Here is a 20,626-nt window from a genome sequence, read left to right on the forward strand (position 1 = left end):
AGCGTAACAAAAAGCCTAGCTGCTTGGCAGCAGCTAGGCCCACTATGAAAATGTAGGAGTATAAACCAGCAAGCTCCCTACGGAATTTACGTACTGGCCAGTTGCGCTACACTAGTACGCTGTCCAAGCCTTTTTGCATGGCATTCTCTTGAAATTCAGGCAATTTTAAGCCTTCAGCCCGCGCTACCGTTACATCAGTCATACCTAGGAAGCTTAGCATCCAACGCAAGTAGGGCGCCACGAAGTCATAAGCCTGCATCGGCCCCTCGGAGTAGATGCCGCCGCTGGCAATGGCTACATATACCTTCTTACCCTTAATCAGGCCCTCTGGGCCAGTAGGCGTGTAGCGGAACGTGATGCCTGCCCGCGTCAGGTGGTCGAGCCACGATTTGAGCGAAGCTGGCACCGAAAAATTGTAGAAGGGTACGCCGATGACGAGTACATCGGCTGCCATTATCTGGGCAATGGCTTCATCGGAGTGGCGCACGGCTTCCTGTTGCTCGGGCGAACGGCCTTCGGCCGGCGTAAAATAGGCTTGCAGGTGCGCTTCTTCGAGGTAAGGTAGCGGGTCAGCAGCTAGGTCTCGCACCACTACCTGGCCGCCTGGGTGCGCAGCCAAAACCTTATCTATAATGCCTTGACTCAATTGGGTGCTTTGCGAATCAGCACCCCGGGAGCTGGAAATAATTTGCAGAATCTGCATGGCAAATTGGTTGGTAAGAGGATGTTTAAACACCAGCTTTCCGAGCTAACCTTTAGCCCGCGCGAAGCCGATTTGATTACAGAAAGTAATCAGATGTCTGTTTGTTGTTATCTTGAGCCAACTACAGATTACCTGCTAGTTGCATGATTACGCCCAGGTAATCACCTATTCATCCTCTTCTTCAACCCATACTTATGCTCCGCCACGACATCGCGCAGTGCTCCGCCACTCTCTCTCCTTTGCGTAGCGCTTTAGCCGTTGTCAGCGGCAAGTGGAAGCTCCAAATACTAGTGGCACTGATGTCGGGTGCCCGGCACTTCCGCGGCCTAGAACGTAGCGTACCTGGCATTTCGACCAAGGTGCTCGCCAAAGAATTGAAAGACCTAGAGGCCCATCAGCTCATCGCTCGCACAGTACACCCTGGCCCGCCGGTAGTAGTAGAGTACAAGGCGCTACCCTACGCCCATACCCTGGCCCCCGTCATCAGCACACTACGGGAATGGGGCCAGCAGCACCAGCAGCGCCTAGGTACCCAACTTGACACCTTAGAGCAATAAGGCTACCAAGGAGAAGCTTTCTTACCGACCGACCGGCTTTCTCGTACGCCGCCGCTCAATACTAAATCCCACTCTAGTAGTCACCTCCGTGTACAGACCTAATTTATTGAAGCTCAAGCCGACCGAGCATTTTTTGAATTGTGCCTCTAGGCCACTTTGAAACTGCCAGTAATCTTGCCACCAGGCTACTCTTCCGGTTGCTATAAGGGCAAGGTTAGCCGTCCGCGAATCATTAAGATGTATGAAGAAGGGATAATCAACGCCTGCTTCTAGGCCAGTTCTGGCCGCGGAGATTTCCTCGGCTGCATACGTAAGCCTCCCAACGGCCAAGTACACCGGCACTTCTCTAAATGCTCTACCTATCAGCTTGCCAGTGTACGTTGCGCCAGCGGTGTAGCGAGTGTAGGCAAATCTTCGCTCGCCCACCCACACCCGCTGGTAGCTGGCAGCTACGTCTACATTATGGTAGCAGTCTACAAATAGATTGTCGAGGGCCAATGTGGCGTTGCGCTGGTAGGTAGCGGCCCCACGCTGGTAGCTAAACTCTGCTCGCAAAGAGCCCATGCTATGCCGAGCATGAATGAGGTACGGGATGAGATACGGGTAGAAGACCTTAACCTTGCCACCCAGCGGGGTATAGCGCAGCCCGCTCAATAGCGAAAGCTCTAGGTGCTTACTATAGAAGAAATCCAGATGACAGGCTGCCTTCAAATGCACGAGGGCTAGGGTGGTCGTATCCCGCGTAACGATAAGCTTTCTTTCTAGCGGCTCAAACCCAACAAACGAAAACACAAGAGTCACCGTGTCGCGCGAAATGGCTAGCTGAAAGTTGCCCTGCACATCGGTCACTGTGCCTACTTCCGTGTTTTTCAGTGTTACGGCTACACCGAGCAATCCCTCCTTGCTTGAATTATCCTGTACCGTGCCCCGCACTATTTTTTGCGCTTGCCCGGCTGGTACCACACCTAGCAGCAGTAACCAGATTAGTCCGTAGATTTTTCTCATAGTTATTCCGCCTAGTAAGTATAGCCTAGATGCTATAAACTCAAGTTTTGCACATAGGCACAAAAAGACGGCCGCCCCGGTTTCCCGAGGCGGCCGCCAACTTACGCAGCAAATGCGCTGTTTACTAGGCTACACCGCTTTCCTGCAACTTGATGAGGTTCAGCGCCGAGCCGGCCTTAAACCAGCCAATTTGGCCTTCGTTGTAGGTGTGGTTTACCGTGATGAGGTCGGTATCGCCATCGGCGTGGCGCAGGCGCACTTGCAGCGGCTGGCCGGGGGCGAAGGTCGTGAGGCCGAGGATGTCGATTTGGTCGTCTTCTTCGATGAGGTCGTAGTCGGCCTTGTTAGCGAAGGTGAGGGCCAACATCCCCTGCTTCTTGAGGTTGGTTTCGTGAATACGGGCGAAGCTTTTCACCAGCACGGCGCGCACGCCTAGGTGGCGGGGCTCCATGGCGGCGTGCTCACGCGAGCTGCCTTCGCCGTAGTTCTCATCACCCACCACGATGCTGCCAACGCCCAGGCTCTTAAGCGTGCGGGCTGCCTGCGGCACGGGCACGTAGGGCTCGCCCTGGATGCCGCTAGACTTCACGGAGTTGGTTTCCCCGTTGAAGGCATTAGTGGCGCCGATGAGCATGTTGTTGGAGATGTTGTCTAGGTGGCCGCGGAAGCGCAGCCACGGGCCGGCCATCGAGATGTGGTCGGTGGTGCACTTGCCTAGGGCCTTGATGAGCACGCGCAGACCTACGAGGTCGGTGCCTTCCCATGCCTTGAAAGGCTCTAGCAGCTGCAGGCGGTCAGAGGTAGGTGCTACCAACACCTGCACACCCGAGCCATCGGCGGCGGGAGCCTGGAAGCCAGCATCTTCTACATCGAAGCCACGGGGGGGCATTTCTACCCCCTGAGGCTCGTCGAGCTTCACGTTGCCGCCTTTGCCGGGCAGCGTGTCGGTCAGGGGGTTGAAGGTCAAGTCGCCGGCAATGGCGAAAGCCGTCACGATTTCGGGCGAGGCCACGAAGGCGTGAGTGTTGGGGTTACCGTCGTTACGCTTGGCGAAGTTACGGTTGAAGCTCGTGATAATCGAGTTCTTGCGCTTGGGGTCGTCGGTGTGGCGCGCCCACTGGCCGATGCACGGGCCGCAAGCGTTAGCCAGCACGACACCGCCCATTTCGGCGAAAGTGTCGAGCAGACCGTCGCGGGCCACCGTATAGCGCACCAGCTCCGAGCCGGGCGTAATGGTGAACTCAGCAGCTACGTGCAGGCCTTTATCTACGGCTTGCTTCGCTACGCTGGCAGCGCGGGTGATGTCTTCGTACGACGAGTTGGTGCACGAGCCAATCAGACCTACTTCCAGTTTCTCGGGCCAGCCGTGCTCTTTTACGGCGGCGGCAAACTGCGAAATCGGCCACGCAGCGTCCGGGGTGAAGGGACCGTTTACGTAAGGCTCCAGCGTGTTGAGGTCGATTTCGATGAGCTGGTCGTAGAACTGAGCGGGGTCAGCGTACACCTCGTCGTCGGCGCGCAGGTGGGCAGCTTGCGCCCGGGCAGCGTCAGCGATTTCGGCGCGGCCGGTGCCACGCAGGTAGTCGCCCATTTTCTCATCGTAGGCAAATACCGAGGTCGTAGCCCCGATTTCGGCGCCCATGTTGCAGATAGTGCCTTTGCCGGTAGCCGAGAGGCTTTCTGCACCTTCGCCGAAGTACTCCACGATAGCACCGGTGCCGCCTTTCACGGTCAGGATGCCAGCTACTTTCAGAATCACGTCTTTAGCCGAAGTCCAACCGCTCATTTTGCCGGTCAGCTTCACGCCAATCACTTTCGGGAATTTTAGCTCCCAGGGCATGCCCGCCATTACGTCTACGGCGTCGGCGCCGCCTACACCAATGGCAATCATACCTAGGCCACCCGCGTTAGGGGTGTGCGAGTCGGTACCAATCATCATACCGCCGGGGAAGGCGTAGTTTTCTAGCACTACTTGGTGAATGATACCCGCGCCCGGCTTCCAGAAGCCGATGCCATATTTGTTAGATACCGAAGCTAGGAAGTCGTATACTTCTTTGTTCTCGTCGTTGGCGATGGCGAGGTCTTCGGTAGCGCCGTCTTTAGCTTGGATGAGGTGGTCGCAGTGCACCGTAGAGGGCACGGCGGTTTTGTCTTTGCCAGCTTGCATAAACTGCAAGAGGGCCATTTGGGCGGTGGCGTCCTGCATGGCCACCCGGTCGGGGGCAAAATCCACGTAGCTTACGCCGCGCTGGTACGACTTACCGCTTCGGTCGCCGTAGAGGTGAGCGTACAGGATTTTTTCGGTGAGCGTGAGCGGGCGGCCAACGGCCGTACGGGCGGCTTCGATGCGCGAGCCGAGGCCCGCGTACACGGCCCGAATCATATCAAGGTCAAACGCCATAAGGAGTGAGAGTGGGTTTTTAGCTTAGGCGCAAAAGTAACTCGTAGTCTAAGCAAGTTGGTAGTAATCGATGGATTTAGGCCTATACTTAGAAGTTGTCCAAATAGCGGCCCAAAATCTACTAGTCAGGTATACGTTTTTTAATACGGCATAGTCATCTATTGTAACTAAGGACTGCACTTGCTGGTTTTAATGCTTCTCTCTTTCCTTCTATGAAAGTTATTCCTTTTGCACTCCTAGGTGCCGGGCTGCTGGCGGGCTGCCACTCAGGCACTAACAACGGCTCGGCTGAAACGGGCACTACTTCGGCCGCCACCATGCTCACGCCCGGCCCCTGGCGCGGCGAGCTGGCCATTCAGGGGCAACAGCTACCCTTCCTTTTTGAAGTCAAAACCGAAGGCGGCAAGCCTGTGGTGTACCTCATTAACAAAGGCCTGAACGGCGAGGAGCGCCTGCGTTGCGACGAGATTTCCGCAGCCGGCGACTCAGCTACCATTCGGCTGCACGTCTTCGACGCGGCGTTGGTCGTACGCGCCGATGGCAAAGACAAGCTGAAAGGCACCTGGGTGAAGTACGACGCCAAGACGCCGTACCGAGTGCCACTGGTGGCTACAGCGGGCGGGCAGAAGCTATTCCCTAATATCATTGAACGCAAAAATGAGTTTTTGTCTGGCACTTGGCGAACCACCTTTAAAGACGAAACAGGTAGTACCTATCCAGCAGTAGGTATATTTAACCAAAATAGCGTTGTAACAGGCACATTTCTAACCACAACTGGGGACTATCGGTACTTGGCTGGCCAAGCTGATGAAAGCTCTTTTAAGTTGAGCACGTTTGATGGAAGCCACGCCTTTCTATTTACCGGTCGTACAGGAGGCACTGGTTTGGTAGGCGATTTTTACTCCGGCAAGTCGGGCCACGAAACCTGGACTGCTACCCTCGACCCCAAGGCCAAGCTGCCCGATGCCGACACGCTTACCTACCTCAAAAAGGGCGAGTCGCGGCTGAATTTTAAGTTTCCGAGCGTAGTGCAGGGCGGCAGCATCTCCCCTACCGACCCCAAGTACCGGGGCAAGGTGGTCGTTATTCAGGTGCTGGGCTCGTGGTGCCCCAACTGCATGGACGAGACCAAATTTCTGGCGCCTTGGTATGAGAAGAACAAGGCGCGCGGCGTTGAAATCATCGGCCTAGGGTACGAGCGCATGCCTGAGTACGACCAAGCCGCGGCTCGCTTGCGCCAGATGAAAGAGCGCCTCAATGTAGGCTACGACCTCGCCGTGGCAGGCGTGTCGAACAAAGACTCGGTAGCCAAGTCGATGCCGCAGCTGGCTAAGTTTTTGGCCTTCCCCACCACTATTTTTCTGGATAAGAAAGGCGTGGTGCGCACCATTCATACGGGCTTTAGCGGGCCGGGCACTGGCAAGTACTACGAGGAGGAAACCGCCCGCTTCAACCGCACCGTGGACAAATTGCTCAAAGAATAAGAGAGGCAGTTAGCCTAAAAAAAGCCTGAGCAAGTAGAAGCTTATCTACTTGCTCAGGCTTTTTATATTTTCAAGTACCTAGGGGGCTACTGCCCGGCTAGCTGGGCACTGGTGCGTAGGCTAAGCGGCGAGTACGAGTACTGCGGGCCACCGCCTCGCATGCCGCGCATACCACCCATGCCGCCCATGCGTCCGTAGCCACCCATGCCGCCGCCATTCATGGCGCTGTAGGGGTCATTGGAGCTGTCAGACTTGGGCATTTTGGGCTTCATGCCGGCCAGCGTGACGCCCACCGTAGCAGCCTGTCCCGTAGCAAGGGTCGGCACCCGGCGGTAGATAAGCCGCAGCGGCACGGCTAGCTCGTAGATGAGATTACCTTGGGCATCGAGGTCGAGAGCGGCCTTGATGCCGAGCTGCGACTGGGCATCGGTGAGCACCGGCTCTTTATTGCCCCGGAAGTTGAGCAGCTCCATCTCCTTGGCGCCTAGCAGCACCTGGCGCAGGCGGGTTTGGTGCTCGGCTAGGCGCTCGGCGGCCGAGGGGCCCATGGCGCCAGCGGGCCGCTGTTCGCCCCTAGGCAAGGATTCTAGGTCGATGGGAAGCGGAAAGCGAATGCCAAGCTGCTGCTGGTTGCGGCCCGTGGTATCGAGCCAAATTACCATGCCTAGGTACACAAACCTGGCCTGCGTACTGGCATCGTTAGCCTTGAGGCGCAGGTACATAGTGCGCGTATCGTTAAGGACCTGGTACTGCAGCTTGCTGTTGTTGTCGTACTGCAGCGAGTCGGTCCACTCTGTGGTTTTGCCATCAATGGTGGGCGGCGTAGCCACGTAGACGCTTTTGATTTTGCCGGGTGGTGGCAGCTTGGGGCCGCCTAGGTGGGCGGCGGGCTGGTGGGTAGCCATGCCCAGCAGGGCAACGGCCGGCAGCAGCGCCAGCCAGGAAAATAAGAAACGCATAAGATTCAAGCAGCGGTGGACTACAAAACTACGTCACCCCGGTACGTCGGCCGCGACGTGGGCCGTGCACCTAGCTAACGCTGGGTTGGCCGCATTCTTGCCTAGGTGCCAGCAAGTAGCAGCCAGCGGGGCAACCTTGGCCGTTGTTTTGCGTGTTGCAGCTACCCAATAACCTCTACCTTATTCTTCCCATGCCCTTCCCTTTTTTCCGCGCTGGGGCGATTGCGCTACTCTTTCTGCCACTTGCCGGGCTAGCACCACGCCCAGCCGCCCACCCCACCACCGTAGCAATGCCGCTGCAAGGCGCCAAGCCTGACCCGCAAGTAATTGCGCAGTTTGGGATGTTCGAAAACCCGAAGCTGCAACAGTACATTGCGACCCAAGGCAAGCGGATGACGGCCATCTCGGACCGCCCCGGCGACTATGGCTTCACCATCGTTGACTCGCCCATTATCAACGCCTTTGCCACGCCCGATGGCCACGTGTACTTCACGCGGGGCATTATGGCCTATTTCAATAACGAGGCGCAGTTTACGGGCGTGCTCGGGCATGAACTGGGGCACATCACGGCCCGCCACGGGCAGAAGCAGCAAACCAAATCGACTATTGCTACCTTAGGGCTGCTGCTGGGGCAGGTAGTGGCGCCGCGCGTCATGCAGTCGGTGGGCGGGCTGGCGCAGCAGGGTATCCAGTTGGGCCTGCTGAAGTACAGCCGCGATGCCGAGAACGAGGCCGACGTCCTAGGGGTGAAGTATTCGTCTAAGGTCGGGTACGACGCCGCGCAGATGGCCGACTTCTTCCTGACGCTGGAGCGCACCGAAAAAGCGAACGGGGGCGGTAGCACGCCGGGCTTCCTCTCAACTCACCCCAACTCGGCCGACCGCTACCAGCGCGTGAAAGCCTTGGCCGCTCAAACCAAGCAAACGCTGGGCAACCGCACGCTCACGGTCAACCGCGACAGCTACCTGCGCTCTATCGATGGCCTGCCCTACGGCGAAGACCCGCGCCAGGGCTTTGTAGAAAGCAGCGTATTTTTCTTGCCCGAGCAGAAGCTACGTATGCCCGTGCCCTCGGGCTGGAAAACCCAGAACTCGACCGACCAATTTCAGATGGCCGAGCCTAACGGCAAAGCGGCGCTCATCCTCACCTCAGCCGGCACGGGCACACTCGATGCCGCTGCCCAGGCTTTGGTTAAGCAAGTTGGCCTGAGCTCGCCTAGCGCGCAGCAAACCACTATCAATAGCTTCCCGGCTTTAGTAGTGGAAGGCGACCAAGCCGCCCAAGACCAACAGAGCGCCCCTGCCCACGTGCGCGCCTACCTCATTCAGGATGGCAAAAGCATCTATGCCCTCATCGGCTTGGCGCCCAACTCATCGTTCGCCACTTACGCCCCGCAGTTTGCCAACGTGGCCCAGGGCTTTCAGCGCCTCACCGACGCCAGCAAACTCAACCGTCAGCCCGAGCGCGTTCGCGTGAAGACGGCCACCGCGGCTACTACCCTCGCCTCGGCAATGGCCGCTAACGGCGTGCCGAGCAGCCGTTACGAAGAAGTAGCTATTCTCAACGGCATGCAAACTAACACGAAGCTTAGCAAGGGTATGCTGTACAAAGTGGTAGGTAAATAGGCTGCCATTTCAAGCACTAGCTAAGCATTAGTAAGAAAAGCCAGTAGCCTGTGTCAAACTCTCAGTGGAGTTTGGCACAGGCTACTGGCTTTTTTGCAGAACCACATGCTGAGTATAATGACTTCCAGGCTTTTTAAATATGCTCTAGGTTGTCAAAAGAACTCCCGGCCTGACCGGCAAAGCGCTCGGCTGCCGGCGAGAGGCTGGCGACCTGGGCCTCCGCACTCGCCAGCTGCGTGAGCTTGACGCGCACTTGCTCTGCGTTGCCAAACTGAAAACCTAGCTGCGAGGCGTAGGCTTGCGAGGCGGCTATTTTGGCCGCCAGCGCCGCTTCGCTTAGGGGGAGCGCGGTTTCGGGAAGACCGGCCGGTAGCTCGGGCGCGGGCAGCGCGTTGGGCTGCCGGATGATGTAAGGCGTGTCGCGGTACCAGAGCACCGGCACGGTCGGCGGTACCACAGCCAGCACGGCCAGCATTACCTGGCGGTGGTCTACGTGCAGCCCTAAGCCCTGCGGAGCAAAAATCAGCTGCGGCGAGGTCTGCGCTACCGCGGCGGCCAGAAGGGTGGTCAGTTCCGGGCCGATGTCGTCGGTGGGTAGCAAGTCGGCAAACAGGGCGGCGGGGCTGTGGTAGCCCCGGTGCGGGGCTTCGGGCAGGTCGAGCCAGCGCACATCGGAGGCACCTAGGTGCTGGGCGGCGGCGGTGTCTTCGGCCCGGCGGAGGGCTAGGTAGTCTATTTCTGGCCCTAGGCCCTTATCAGCTTGGCAAGCCAGGGCAAAGCCGGTTGGGTTGGGCACCGAGCGCGTGAATACCGTGAGCAGCACGCATTGCCAGCCGGCCTGCGCCAGCGTAGCAAACGTGCCGCCGCAGGAAAAAGCCACGTCATCGAGGTGGGGCGAGATGAAAAGTGCGGTGGGCATAGGGGTCTGTAGTAGGATGTTGCGCGGACTTTGTAGTCCGCGGTTAGCTCGCGTCAAAACGCGGACTACAAAGTCCGCGCAACACCACGTGTCTGCTACAGCAGGTGCGGGGCTTCACGGTAACGGCAGGGCTCTGAGGCTAGGTCTTCGGCCCAGTTTAGGTCTGGGGCGGTGCCGGCTAGCTGCTGGTAAATGCCCGCAATCTGGCGGCCGATAATGGGCCAGGCGTAGGTGGCACGCACTTCGTCCAGGGCCGTGGCGGCGAGGCGGGCGCGTAGGGCATCATCGTCGAGCACGCGGGCTAGGGCGGCGGTGAGGGCGGGCACATCGCCGGGTGGCATAAGCAGGCCATTGTCGTCGTGGCGCAAGCAATCGACCACGCCCACGGCCTCGGCGGCCACGCAGGGCAGGCCGCTGGCCATGGCTTCGAGAATCGTGTTGGAAAAGCCCTCGGCGTAGGTGGGTGACACGAAGATGTCGGCCCGGTGGTACACCTGCGGCACATCGTCGTACTCAACGTAGCCGGCGAGCTCTACTTGCCCGCGCCAGGGCGCCTCAGCCACGCGGCGGCGCACTTCTTCTAGGTCGGGGCCGATGCCCGAGATGAGTAAACGCAGGGCCGGGCGGGCGGGGGCAAGTTGGGCGAAGGCATCGAGCAAATCGAGCACGCCCTTGCGCCGGTCTACGCGGCCGTGGTAGAGCAGCGTAGGGTGGGCGGGGTTGGCCCACTGGCCGGGCTGCCAGTTTTCGCGGGGCCGGAAGCGGTCTACTTCTACTGCGCCGGGCACGAGGGTAAAGCGCGCTGGGTCAGTACCGTGGTGGCCGATAACCTCATCGGCAAAACTCTGGCAGCCGATGAGCACGGCCCCGGCGTGGTCGAGCACGGTGCGAATGGCCCGCTGGTGCGTACCGCAGCACTCGACGCCCACCCAGTGCCCATCGCCCCCCTGAATGCTGACCACGTTGGGTAGACCTAGGCGGCGGCTTAGGTGCAGCGCGGCCAGGCCGGGCGGGTAGCCGTATTGAGCGTGTACTAGGTCGAAGGGCTGCTCGGCGTGCAGGCGTTCAACTGTCTCAATAATGGTTTGAATATCGTCTTCAAACCGACCGCCGTTTTGCTCGCCTAGGGCCTCTAGGCCCACCACGCGCACGCCCCGCACCGGCGGGGGCGGGCCGCCGCCGTACACACCGCGGCCCAGGGCATCGCCCCGGTACTGCGATACCATCGTGACGTCGTGACCTAGGGCAACTAACTCGCGCAGTAGGTTTTGCGCATACACGCTCATGCCCGAAATGGCTGGGAAGTAGCGGCGGGAAATAAAGCAGACTCTCATGCGGTGGGCAGTTGGCGCTCGGCCTGGCGCAGGTAAGCCAGGGCTTGCGGAATCATGAGGTGGGCGCGGGGCGACTCGCGCGACATTTCGACGCAAACCAGCCCCGAAAAGCGAATGGCGTGCAGGGCCTGCAACACGGCTGGCACGTCCATATCGCCCTCGCCGAAGGGCAGGTGCTCGTGCACGCCGCGGCGCATATCCTCCAGGGCAACCGTACCAATTTGGGCTGCAAACTCACGCACGGCCGCGGCCGGCTCCCGCTCTTCCGTCACGAGCAGGTGGCCGGTATCGAGGGCCAAGCGCAGGCTAGGCACGGCGGCTTGCAGGCGGAGGTAGTCGTCCACGGTTTCGACGAGCATGCCTGGCTCGGGCTCCAGCGAGGCTACTACGCCCCGCTCGTGAGCGGCCGCGGCTACCTGGTGCGCGCCTTCGAGCAGCCAGTCCCAAGCCTGGTTTTTCTCGACGCCCGGCTGGGGCACGCCGGCCCAAAAAGACACCGTTTCGCCCTGGCAGGCGGCGCACACGTCGAGGCAGCGGGTGAGAAACTCCACCCGCCGCGCCCGGCCGGTGGCACTGGGCGCGAGCAGCGTGGGCTCGTGCTTCTGGCGTGGGTCGAGCAGGTAGCGGGCACCGGTTTCAATAACCAGCCCTAGGTTCAACTCCCGCAATTAGCTAGCCAGCTGCGCATTGCGACCCGCAAAATCGGGGGCAAATGGGTCGTGGTGGTGGTGGTCGAGGGTGAGGGCCACCCCATCGTAGCCAGCCTCGGCAATGAGCGTGAGCGCATCACCTAGGCGATGGTTGCTGGCCCCATTGGTGTTGTAGGCGTAGCGCAGCTGGTGCGGGGCGGCGGGGGAGTCGGGCAGCGAATTAGGCATGGGTTGGGGTAGCTTCGGAATCGCTGAAATAATACACGTGGCGCTCGGGCTCACGATAAAGGGCGTAGAGCGCGCCTACTTGCTCGCGGGCCAGTTGGGTGTTGAACCAGGCCGGGCCACCTAGGGCGGCTTCGTCGGCGGCGGGCAAGGGCACGCGCTGGGCATCGGGCGGCGGTGTGCCGAGGCCTACCAATGGGCTCTGGCGAGCCAGCAGCTTGGTAAGGTTGCGGCGGCCGATGCGGTCGTAGGTCATGGTTTCTACTTCCAGCTCGGGCACGATGGCCTTGAGGGTGCGCACCGGGCTGGTGGGGTCGGTAAACTCCACATAGTAAATGCTTAGGCCTGCCGCGGCCAGGCGCTCATGCACCACGCGCAGCAAGTCGGCGGGGGTAGCCAGGGAATTGAAGGGCACAGTGGGCAGTTCCGAAAACTTGACGGTGCGCTGCACGCTAAACACCGAATTTTCGAGCTGGGCAAATAACTCGGCCGGGCTTAGAGCTAGCCACTCGCGCATGGACTCGGCGGCGCGGGACTCTTGGTTGGCCAGCACGGGCGGGTCGCGCCGCACCTGGGCTAGGTAGCCGGGCGCCACGGTTTCGAGCCAGGCCATATCGCCGTGCTCGAAGCGCTTGCGCACGCGGCTGGAGGCGTACTCGCGCAGGGCTTTGGCCAGAGCCACTTCGCGGTCGGGGTGGGCCGCTTCGCCGCAGCCGGTAAGCATCAGCGCGTGCGGAACTTGGGTGATATCACGCTCGTAACCAACAACGTACAAGCTCGTGATACCAAAGTCGGTGGAGGCTAGCTTCACCTGAATTTCCAGGCCGGCTTCGTCGTACTGGCGCAGTAATTCGCGGGTGGCGGGGTCCTGCACGTCGTCGAGCTCGATGCGCACGCCCTGGTCGAGGGCGCGGTAATTAATAGCGTTGCCATCGCGCTGCAACAGCTCAAGCAGCCCGTGCGAGAGGGCGCGCTCTAGCGACTCGCCCGCGCCCATGCCGTTGGTGATGGGGGTGTAAAGCCAATCGTGCTGCTCCTGGCCGTGCCAGTCGCCGGGCCAGGTAGCGGCCGTTTCGATGGGCACCCAAATGAGGTCATTGGCCGGGTAGGTATGCGCCTGCGTCCATACCAGTTCGGTGTCGGGCGTGTAAGCGGTGCCCGCCGGCAGCCGGTCGCGCAGCGGGTCGAGGCAAGCTACTCCCTCGGCTTGCAGCTGCCCGTAAGAGGCGCGGCGGCGCGGCATCTGGGTTAAATACAAGTTGACGAACGTCTCCTCCGTGATTTCGCCGTAGGCCCCCACGCGCGCCTGCCCATCGGTGGCGCCGTAGCCGGTGCCAGTGCTCATGCCGCCGGGCAGCCACTGGGCCAGGCTCCACACGGGCACGCCTAGGTAGTCGAGGCTGGTGAGCGGAATTTCGTACACCGGCTCGGGCGGCAGGGCACTTTTGTAGAGGGCTACGGGGGCGGGGTCGGGTAGCGATTGTGGAGACATGTCAGAAGAAGTTAAAGGCAGGAAATCGGCAAACGGCCGGCCGGCTAGCTGCGCTTCAAATAGCTGGGCAGCTGCCGCTTTGCCGCCGCTGGCCACGGGTTCCCAGGGCGTGAGCACGCCGTCGAAATCCAGCGGCAGCAGCACGCGCTGGTAGTGGCGCACGTCGCCGTGCGAGAGGGGAATGTGGGCGTCGTAGGCGCGGTGGGTACTGATGTGGGTAGGGTAACCTAGGGCGTCGAGCTTGAACTTCAGCGCATCGCCGCAGCACAGCAGCTGGCGGGCGGGCAAGTGCAGCACGGCATGGCCCGGCGTGTGGCGGCCAGTGTGGTAAAGCACCGCCCCCGGGTGCAGTTCGGCGCGGTCTTCGTAAGGCCAACTCACTCGGAACGCCTGGCAAAAAGGCAATTCGTCCTGCTGCATCACTACCTCGGGCTCGAAGTCCTCCACTAGCTGCCACAAGGCCCCGAACACGTGGCAGTGCGAGGCCGAGAGGTAGCGAATACCACCTAGGGTACCGATAAAATCCAGCGCGGCCGCATCGTAGTAGCCGGCGCCCTCGAAGGCTACGTTACCGTGCTCGGCATCGACAAGCAGGTAGCCGCGCGGCCCAATGCCCACCGTTGGCTCGTTCCAAAATTGCCAGATGCCGGGCAGCACCTCGGCCCATTGCGTCGTGAGTCGCGCGCCTACCTCGGCCGGCGTACTAAACTGCCAGCCGGCGGGCGGCAGCGGGTGGCGATAGTCGCGGCACACCGGGCAGTCGGGTGGGCCCGGCGCAAAGTAGCGCTGCCAGAAGCCGCAGTTTTCGCAAACGTAATGAGGCATTTAGAGAGTGTTTTAGAAGATAGTGCCTCCTAGGCTGGGTGAGCTAGCTACAAGCTGGCTAGCTCCTGGCTTTTGGCGGCTGCCAGGTCGAGCAGGCGCATGGTATGCAAGTCGCGGGCGGGCGGAAACGGGAAGGGCTGCCCGATGCGCACGGCTTCGGCAAATGCTTCGACTTGGCGCTGAAAAGGTGAAGCCTCTTTGTCGAACGCAACGTCTTCCACGGTGCCGTCGGGGCGGGTGAGGGTAAGCGAACCGCCGGGCGTTTGGCCCATCGTGTTCACGGCCAGCGCCCGGCCTAGGTCGCCAATAACTTCGAGAGAGCGGCGCGGGAAGTTGTCGGGGCAATTGTACGCCACCGCGTGCGAGAGCAGTACCCCGCTGGCCGTCTGGCCGATGATTACCGCCCCGTCGTCCACGGGGTAGTCGTGGATGCGCTGCTGGGTGAGGGCCACCACGGTCGTCAGTGGCTCATCGAGCAAGGTTTGCACTAGATCGAGGCCGTGGGGCGCGAGGTCAATCATGGCCCCGCCGCCCGCCTGCTCGGCCGAGATGCGCCAGTTTTGGTAGGTGCCCTGGTCGGTATCGGGAGCCCAGTCAGCGGGCGTCCAGCAGGCGTAGTGAATGCGCACGCAGGTCACGCGCCCTAGGTCGCCGTGTTGAATCAGCTCGCGCAAACGCACGTGAGCCGGGTGAAAGCGCTGGTCGAAGGCAGTAGCTAATGGGGTGCCGGCCGCTTCGGCGGCGGCCACCATGCCGGCCGCTTCGGTAGCGGTGCGGGCCAGGGGCTTTTCACACAGCACCGGCAGCCCCGCGGCGGCCAGCGCCTGCGCCACGGAGGCGTGGTGGGCATTGGGCGTAGCCACGTACACGGCCTGCAAGCCGGGCGTTTGTAGAAACTCGTCTAGGCTAGTGGTGCGCAGCAGGGTAGTATCGTCGGGCTGCACAGCGGCCAGCGCCGGCTCGCTCAAGTCGCAGAGCGCCACCAGCCGGCCGTTGCCGGAGGCCGCGATGGCTGGGGCCACATAGTCGCGCGCCACCCAGCCGCAGCCCACAATGCCCCACGAGACATCGGGTTGATTTTCGGGCATAAAAGCAAGAAGAAGGTTAACGCTCTACCGGGAGCAACCCAGCCGCGGTAAGCACCTGCTGGTGAAACTGCTGCGTGAAGCCCGCGTGCACGATGTTTAAGTCGTCGAGGGCTTGGTGCAGGCGGAAGCGGGCGCTCTGGTCGTGCCAGGCCATTTCCAGTACCCGGTCGAATACATCCGCAGCGTGGAAAGCGCGGGCAGCCGGCTCATCCACCACGCGGGTACGGTCGAGGGCTGCCGTTACCACGGGCTGGAGGCTAGCGGGCAGCTGATGCATGGCCTGCTGCGTCGCTTGGGCCATCAGGCCTGGTAAGTGGCTACCTAGGAGTTCGTCGCCCGCGTAGCCGGGGTCGGGCAGCGCCGCGTTGTGCAGGTGGTGGGCCAGGCCCGTCAGAAACGCCTCGCCGGGGTCAGCCCCGAAATACGGGCTAAGCAGCACCGCATAAATGGCCACCATGGCGCAGTGGTCGGCGTGGCTCTCGGGCGGCCAAAGCATGATGCGTGGCCGGCCGGGGTGGGTAGCGCCCGCCCGCGGCTGCTGCGCTAGCTGCGCCACAAAAGCTGGCTGATGGCCAGTTACCACATCAGCCACCGCACCCGTTTCTTGTGCCAGTTGTGCTACTAAGTCGGCATCCAGGGGTTGCCCGGCATCGTGCAATGCTTGTTGCAGCACTCGGTTAGCCTCAGTTTCTGCCAAGCCCAGCGAGCCGAGCAAGGCCACGTCGTAGCCAGGCAGGCGCACGCCGATGAGGGCGCGGGCTGTTTCGCGCAGGGCGACCGTAGCCGACGCTTCGCCCGCCACCAGCGCACCCCAAGCGCGGCCAAACAGCTGTTCGGCCAGCGAGCCTTCACGCCCAGATACCCGCACGCGCTTCAAGTCGTTGAGTTCGCGCAGTAGCGGCAGCACCTTAGCAAGCTCAACCAGCGCCTCCGGCCTAGCCGGGGCGCTGGTAGTTGCAGAAACCGACACTAGCTAACAGCGTTGTCGGCCGAAACGAACACGGGTGCCAAAACACCTTTCGCCGCTTCCACCACCGGCTGCGGCTGGGGGCCTTCTACGCCTGCGGCCAGCCAGTTGAGTAGTACTGCCTGCTGCTGCTCGAAACCGTGGATGGGCACCTCGTTGGGGTCAGCCACCATCGGCGACTTGAAAAACACCCCTAGGGCCGGCGTCACACCGCCTTCGTTGCGGCGCTTGGCTAGGTCAGCTAGGCGGGCCAGCTCCAGTGCAAGCGGAGCCGCCAGGATAGAATCGCGGCAGAGGAAGTTGATTTTAATCTGCATCTTCTGGCCTAGGAAGCCTTCTACGTCGATGTTGTCCCAGGCTTCTTTGTTGTCGCCGCGGGGCTTGTAGTAGTGGATGTGTACCACGTGGTTATCCACTTTGTAGCCCGTTATTTGGTCGAGCACCGAGCCTTTGGTCGTGATTTTCGACGCCAGCGACTCCGCATTGTCTAGCGCCAGGCCGTCGCGGTTGCCCAGGATGTTGGTCGAAAACCAGCCGTCGATGTGCAGGTTGCGGGCGTGCAGGGCCGGGGCCAGCACGGTCTTCATAAAGGTCTGGCCGGTTTTGCCATCCTTGCCCGAAACGGGCACCCCACGCTGCTCGGCCAGGCGCAGTAGCGCTGGCGCATCAGCGGCGCACGAGGGCGTGAAGTTGACGTAGGGCACGTCTTCCAGAATGGCAGCGTAGGCGTAGAGCATAGCCGGCGGAATCTGCGCGTCGTCGGCCTGCACAGCGGCCTCGAAAGCCTCGGGCGTAGCAAACTGCGGCAGCGTCAAATCGGGCATGGCCTCGGTCGAAGCCAGGTTGATAACTACTACGCGCTCTAGGTTCTGCTCTTCGCGGAAGCGCTGGAGGTTAGCCCGAATGGCTTCGACGGCGGCGGCGTGCGAGGCCACTTTCAGCAGGTGCTGGCCAGTGACGTTGCGGCAAAAGCGCACGTTGCCCACAGCGGGCCAAGGCTGAATGGCGCCTAGGTCGGCTTCCACATCGGCCATTTGGTGGCGCTCCAGCACGCCGTGGTGGCGGGCGGCGGTGGCTAGGTCATCGGGGCTCAGGTCCCAGCCGCCAAACACTAGGTTTTCATAACGCACGAGTTGGTCGCTGAGCTGCGTGGGCAAGTTAGCCAGCGGCAGGCCCGTGGTGCCCATCGCGCCAGCGCGCAACAACGCTACCCCGGCTACTGCCGTAGTGGCTACGGCCCCACCCAACCCTACGATGGCTACGCCCAGGCGAGTGTTTTGCTGCGATGCGGCAGCAGGAAAATTCGAAGTTGAAAAATTTTTCGACATAGAAAAGGAGAAAAAGACTGGGTGGGGTGGCGTAGGGCCGTTCACTTGCTGAACAGGTTTTTAAGCAAACTTTTTTAGCAAAAGCTCTTTTATTAATTTAATAATGTTGCTCTTGCGCATACATTTTCACTGCTCTAAACACGGCTATTACAATTAGTAATATACTGGGTTCCTGCCGAGTTAAGGTCGTCTGTACAACAGTAGAAAGGTTAGCCAGAAAATAAAGAAATTAAACATTTTTTTTGCACTGACCCTGCTTTAGGTCGTCACTGCGCACGCTCACCTACCCTACCCTAAGCGACTTGTGCTCCCCGCCTAGGTAGTAGACATTCAACTAACAACGGGTATAGCAAGTACAGTAGGCTACCGCCATCCTGCGGGCCACTTGTTTTTGCCATGTTCGCTAACTCTCGCCTGCTACTTATTTATACCATTGTCTTACTAGACGTTATTCTGGGTTCGGCCCTGGGGCCGGTGTTGCCGCAGTTTGTGCAGGGGCTGGGCCAGCCGCAGTTGTGGCTCACGCTGGGTACGGCGCTGTTTCTGGGCATTCAGCTGGTGGCGGCCCCGCTACTAGGCACGCTCTCCGACCAGGTAGGCCGGCGGCCGGTGGTGCTCGTGTCGGCAGTGGGCACCTTGGTGGCCAATCTGTTTTTGCTGCCGGTACGCACGATTCTCTTTTTTGTCAACCGCCTCAGCGACGGCTTCACCAACGGGCTCTACTCACTCATGCGCTCGGCCGTGGCCGACGTGTCGGAGCCGGAAGAGGTAGTGAAGACCACGGGCCTCGTGAGCACCTTTCAGTCGCTGGGCGGCGTGCTCGGGCCGCTGGTAGCCAGCGCCGTGCTGTGGCTAGGGCCGCCCAAAGACCAGCAAACGCGCTGGGTAGTGGTGGCCGTGTTGGGGCTCTCGGTACTCAACCTAGGGCTGTCGTTCTTCTTCAAAGAGACGGCTAAGGAAACCAAGGAGTTTGACGCCAGCCAGCTGCGGCAAGAGTTGGTGCGCAGCCTCAACATCCGCCAATTGTGGCAGCGCTTGCAAGAGTTTGACCAGAATCGCCCGGGCCTGGCGCCCATCACCTTGCTTACGCTGCTGCTTACGCTCAACCAAGGCTATCTCAATTACTTTATTCCCTACGTGGGCCTAGGGCAGCTCAAGCTCGATGCTACGCAGATATCCTACTTCTTCGCCTTTTTCGGTGGCCTGTGCGCCATCAGCAACTTCTTGTATTTTAAATACTTGGTTGACCGGCTCAACAAGCGCTGGGTGCTTATCGGGGCTGCCTGGGTAGGCGTGGGTTTGCACATCCTTTACGCCAACGTGCACAGTTCGCTACCACTACTCTACATCGCCGCTGCTGCCGATGCCCTATCGGCTTCTCTTATCGCGGGGCTGCTCAATGGCCTGCTGGCGCAGCTCTCCGATGAGGAAAGCCGGGGCGAGCTGTTTGGGCTTACGCAGGCGCTGTCGGGGCTTGCCAGTCTGGTTACTACCCTGGCCTACGGAGGCTTGTCGCTGCTGTCACTCAATGCCCCGTTTTATTGGTTTGCGGCCTGCATGGCGGCGCTGGCGGTGCTGGCCATGCGCCTGAAAATACCCACTGAGAAGCCCACCGAAGCTAACGGCTAGCGCTTAGACTTCTCAGTAGGCACTTGCTTAAGGAACACTTCTTAGCTATAACGACTGAGCGCCACCGTTGCGGCTCCACAGCACCCTAGGTAGTGCGATGGAGCCGCAACGGCGGCGCTCATTATTAATTCTACTAATCGCGCTGCTAGCCTGAGCCTGCTAATGGCAGGCATAGCCGCTCACTTAGAAAAGCCTGCGTGAAGCTGTGGCTTAGACGTTGAAGCGGAAATGCATGATGTCTCCATCTTGCACCACGTATTCTTTGCCCTCCACGGCCATTTTGCCGGCTTCTTTGATTTTTACTTCGGTCTTGTACTCTTGGTAGTCCGCAAGCTTAATAACCTCGGCACGAATAAAGCCCTTTTCAAAGTCGGAGTGAATAACGCCGGCCGCCTGCGGCGCCTTGTCGCCGCGGTGGATGGTCCAGGCGCGTACTTCCTGCACGCCGGCCGTGAAGTACGTAATGAGGTTCAGCAACTCGTAGCTGGCGCGAATGAGCTTGTTGAGGCCCGACTCGGTGAGGCCGTACTCGCCCAGGAACATGGCTTTTTCCTCGGGGTCCTCCATCTCGGCAATCTGCGACTCGATGGCAGCCGACACGAGCACTACTTGCGCACCTTCGGCGGCTACGTGCTGGCGCAGCGCCTCTACGTGCTTGTTGCCATTGGTAGCAATGCTGGCTTCGTCCACGTTGGCCACGTAGATGACGGGCTTGATGGTGAGCAGCTGCAAGTCGGCCACGGCTTCTTTCTCGTCTTCGGTGGCCTGCACAGCGCGGGCGTTTTCACCGGCTTCGAGAGCGGCTTTGAATTTTTGCAGGGCAGCTACCTCTTTCTTGGCAGCAGCATCGCCCGCCTTGGCGCTACGCTCCGACTTAACGAGCTTTTTATCAACGCTCTCCAGGTCTTTGAGCTGCAGCTCCGTGTCGATAACGTCCTTGTCAAACACGGGGTCTACCCCACCGGCCACGTGCACGATATTGGGGTCGTCGAAGCAGCGCACCACGTGGATGATGGCATCGACCTCGCGGATATTAGCCAGAAATTTATTACCTAGGCCCTCGCCTTTGCTGGCGCCTTTCACCAGGCCCGCAATGTCCACAAACTCGATGATGGTGGGCAGCACGCGCTTAGGATTCACGAGGCCTTCCAGGATTTTAAGGCGCTCGTCGGGCACCGTAATCACACCCACATTGGGCTCGATGGTGCAGAAAGGATAGTTGGCCGACTCGGCCTTGGCGTTAGATAAAGCGTTGAAAAGCGTGGATTTGCCGACATTCGGCAGGCCGACAATACCGCAGCGGAGGCCCATTTTGTTGAGTTAAGAGTTAAAAGTTATGGGGTAAGCATTTTGCCTGCCTCACCCCGTAAAGGTACGGCCGATGCGGCCGCCACAGGACAGCCCTAGGTCCATACAAAAACGCGCCGCCCCTTGG

General features: G+C 60.5%; 17 protein-coding genes. 4 read left to right on the forward strand and 13 right to left on the reverse strand.

Going from position 1 to position 20,626, the window contains the following annotated elements; all coding sequences use genetic code 11:
* Positions 1–106: 106 nt before the first annotated feature.
* Complete coding sequence (locus JAO77_RS18805; protein WP_198991980.1) at positions 107–703, reverse strand: FMN-dependent NADH-azoreductase; 597 nt, start codon at positions 701–703, stop codon at positions 107–109.
* 194 nt (positions 704–897) lie between these two features.
* On the opposite strand from JAO77_RS18805, the gene JAO77_RS18810 reads away from it, so the two are divergent.
* Positions 898–1,260: a winged helix-turn-helix transcriptional regulator gene (locus JAO77_RS18810; RefSeq protein ID WP_198991981.1), complete on the forward strand. Its 363-nt coding sequence runs from the start codon at positions 898–900 to the stop codon at positions 1,258–1,260.
* A gap of 21 nt (positions 1,261–1,281) precedes the next feature.
* Here JAO77_RS18810 and JAO77_RS18815 read toward each other — a convergent pair whose 3' ends face one another.
* Entirely contained in the window at positions 1,282–2,265 is a 984-nt protein-coding gene (locus JAO77_RS18815) for a carboxypeptidase-like regulatory domain-containing protein (protein WP_198991982.1), read from the reverse strand.
* 124 nt (positions 2,266–2,389) lie between these two features.
* On the reverse strand, positions 2,390–4,666 hold the full coding sequence (locus JAO77_RS18820) for an aconitate hydratase (RefSeq protein WP_198991983.1): 2,277 nt from the start codon (positions 4,664–4,666) through the stop codon (positions 2,390–2,392).
* 212 nt (positions 4,667–4,878) lie between these two features.
* On the opposite strand from JAO77_RS18820, the gene JAO77_RS18825 reads away from it, so the two are divergent.
* The gene (locus JAO77_RS18825) at positions 4,879–6,150 is read left to right on the forward strand and encodes a TlpA disulfide reductase family protein (protein ID WP_198991984.1); all 1,272 of its coding nucleotides are present in this window, start codon (positions 4,879–4,881) and stop codon (positions 6,148–6,150) included.
* 86 nt (positions 6,151–6,236) lie between these two features.
* On the opposite strand, the gene JAO77_RS18830 is transcribed toward JAO77_RS18825, so the two are convergent.
* Complete coding sequence (locus JAO77_RS18830; protein ID WP_198991985.1) at positions 6,237–7,109, reverse strand: hypothetical protein; 873 nt, start codon at positions 7,107–7,109, stop codon at positions 6,237–6,239.
* Between the two features lie 191 nt (positions 7,110–7,300).
* On the opposite strand from JAO77_RS18830, the gene JAO77_RS18835 reads away from it, so the two are divergent.
* Entirely contained in the window at positions 7,301–8,734 is a 1,434-nt protein-coding gene (locus tag JAO77_RS18835) for a M48 family metalloprotease (protein ID WP_198991986.1), read from the forward strand.
* A gap of 133 nt (positions 8,735–8,867) precedes the next feature.
* Here JAO77_RS18835 and JAO77_RS18840 read toward each other — a convergent pair whose 3' ends face one another.
* The 8 genes from JAO77_RS18840 to JAO77_RS18875 all read right to left on the reverse strand — a co-directional run bounded on the left by JAO77_RS18840 (position 8,868) and on the right by JAO77_RS18875 (position 17,562).
* Entirely contained in the window at positions 8,868–9,653 is a 786-nt protein-coding gene (locus tag JAO77_RS18840) for a PIG-L deacetylase family protein (protein ID WP_198991987.1), read from the reverse strand.
* Positions 9,654–9,748: 95 nt separating this feature from the next.
* A complete protein-coding gene (locus JAO77_RS18845) occupies positions 9,749–10,987 on the reverse strand; it encodes a glycosyltransferase family 4 protein (protein WP_198991988.1) in 1,239 nt (412 codons plus the stop codon).
* Positions 10,984–11,655, reverse strand: coding sequence for a sugar phosphate isomerase/epimerase family protein (locus tag JAO77_RS18850; protein WP_198991989.1), 672 nt, complete (start codon positions 11,653–11,655; stop codon positions 10,984–10,986). The genes JAO77_RS18845 and JAO77_RS18850 overlap by 4 nt, the downstream gene beginning before the upstream one ends.
* Complete coding sequence (locus JAO77_RS18855) at positions 11,656–11,865, reverse strand: hypothetical protein (protein ID WP_198991990.1); 210 nt, start codon at positions 11,863–11,865, stop codon at positions 11,656–11,658.
* Positions 11,858–14,179, reverse strand: a complete 2,322-nt coding sequence (locus tag JAO77_RS18860) for a YcaO-like family protein (protein WP_198991991.1) — start codon at positions 14,177–14,179, stop codon at positions 11,858–11,860. The genes JAO77_RS18855 and JAO77_RS18860 overlap by 8 nt, the downstream gene beginning before the upstream one ends.
* Positions 14,180–14,226: 47 nt before the next feature.
* Positions 14,227–15,267: a Gfo/Idh/MocA family protein gene (locus tag JAO77_RS18865; RefSeq protein ID WP_198991992.1), complete on the reverse strand. Its 1,041-nt coding sequence runs from the start codon at positions 15,265–15,267 to the stop codon at positions 14,227–14,229.
* A gap of 16 nt (positions 15,268–15,283) precedes the next feature.
* Positions 15,284–16,237, reverse strand: coding sequence for an HD domain-containing protein (locus JAO77_RS18870; protein ID WP_198991993.1), 954 nt, complete (start codon positions 16,235–16,237; stop codon positions 15,284–15,286).
* Positions 16,237–17,562: an inositol-3-phosphate synthase gene (locus JAO77_RS18875; protein WP_198991994.1), complete on the reverse strand. Its 1,326-nt coding sequence runs from the start codon at positions 17,560–17,562 to the stop codon at positions 16,237–16,239. Before JAO77_RS18875 ends, JAO77_RS18870 begins: the two co-directional genes overlap by 1 nt.
* A gap of 396 nt (positions 17,563–17,958) precedes the next feature.
* On the opposite strand from JAO77_RS18875, the gene JAO77_RS18880 reads away from it, so the two are divergent.
* Positions 17,959–19,191, forward strand: coding sequence for an MFS transporter (locus JAO77_RS18880; protein ID WP_198991995.1), 1,233 nt, complete (start codon positions 17,959–17,961; stop codon positions 19,189–19,191).
* A gap of 210 nt (positions 19,192–19,401) precedes the next feature.
* Here JAO77_RS18880 and ychF read toward each other — a convergent pair whose 3' ends face one another.
* On the reverse strand, positions 19,402–20,502 hold the full coding sequence (gene ychF, locus JAO77_RS18885; RefSeq protein WP_198991996.1) for a redox-regulated ATPase YchF: 1,101 nt from the start codon (positions 20,500–20,502) through the stop codon (positions 19,402–19,404).
* Positions 20,503–20,626 lie beyond the last annotated feature (124 nt).

It is taken from the genome of Hymenobacter sp. BT559 (assembly GCF_016427535.1).
Classification (GTDB): domain Bacteria; phylum Bacteroidota; class Bacteroidia; order Cytophagales; family Hymenobacteraceae; genus Hymenobacter.

Coding starts and splice junctions, on each gene's coding strand:
- JAO77_RS18805 (WP_198991980.1), bottom strand. CDS start 703: ATGCAGATTCTGCAAATTATTTCCAGCTCCCGGGGTGCTGATTCGCAA.
- JAO77_RS18810 (WP_198991981.1), top strand. CDS start 898: ATGCTCCGCCACGACATCGCGCAGTGCTCCGCCACTCTCTCTCCTTTG.
- JAO77_RS18815 (WP_198991982.1), bottom strand. CDS start 2,265: ATGAGAAAAATCTACGGACTAATCTGGTTACTGCTGCTAGGTGTGGTA.
- JAO77_RS18820 (WP_198991983.1), bottom strand. CDS start 4,666: ATGGCGTTTGACCTTGATATGATTCGGGCCGTGTACGCGGGCCTCGGC.
- JAO77_RS18825 (WP_198991984.1), top strand. CDS start 4,879: ATGAAAGTTATTCCTTTTGCACTCCTAGGTGCCGGGCTGCTGGCGGGC.
- JAO77_RS18830 (WP_198991985.1), bottom strand. CDS start 7,109: ATGCGTTTCTTATTTTCCTGGCTGGCGCTGCTGCCGGCCGTTGCCCTG.
- JAO77_RS18835 (WP_198991986.1), top strand. CDS start 7,301: ATGCCCTTCCCTTTTTTCCGCGCTGGGGCGATTGCGCTACTCTTTCTG.
- JAO77_RS18840 (WP_198991987.1), bottom strand. CDS start 9,653: ATGCCCACCGCACTTTTCATCTCGCCCCACCTCGATGACGTGGCTTTT.
- JAO77_RS18845 (WP_198991988.1), bottom strand. CDS start 10,987: ATGAGAGTCTGCTTTATTTCCCGCCGCTACTTCCCAGCCATTTCGGGC.
- JAO77_RS18855 (WP_198991990.1), bottom strand. CDS start 11,865: ATGCCTAATTCGCTGCCCGACTCCCCCGCCGCCCCGCACCAGCTGCGC.
- JAO77_RS18860 (WP_198991991.1), bottom strand. CDS start 14,179: ATGCCTCATTACGTTTGCGAAAACTGCGGCTTCTGGCAGCGCTACTTT.
- JAO77_RS18865 (WP_198991992.1), bottom strand. CDS start 15,267: ATGCCCGAAAATCAACCCGATGTCTCGTGGGGCATTGTGGGCTGCGGC.
- JAO77_RS18875 (WP_198991994.1), bottom strand. CDS start 17,562: ATGTCGAAAAATTTTTCAACTTCGAATTTTCCTGCTGCCGCATCGCAG.
- JAO77_RS18880 (WP_198991995.1), top strand. CDS start 17,959: ATGTTCGCTAACTCTCGCCTGCTACTTATTTATACCATTGTCTTACTA.
- ychF (WP_198991996.1), bottom strand. CDS start 20,502: ATGGGCCTCCGCTGCGGTATTGTCGGCCTGCCGAATGTCGGCAAATCC.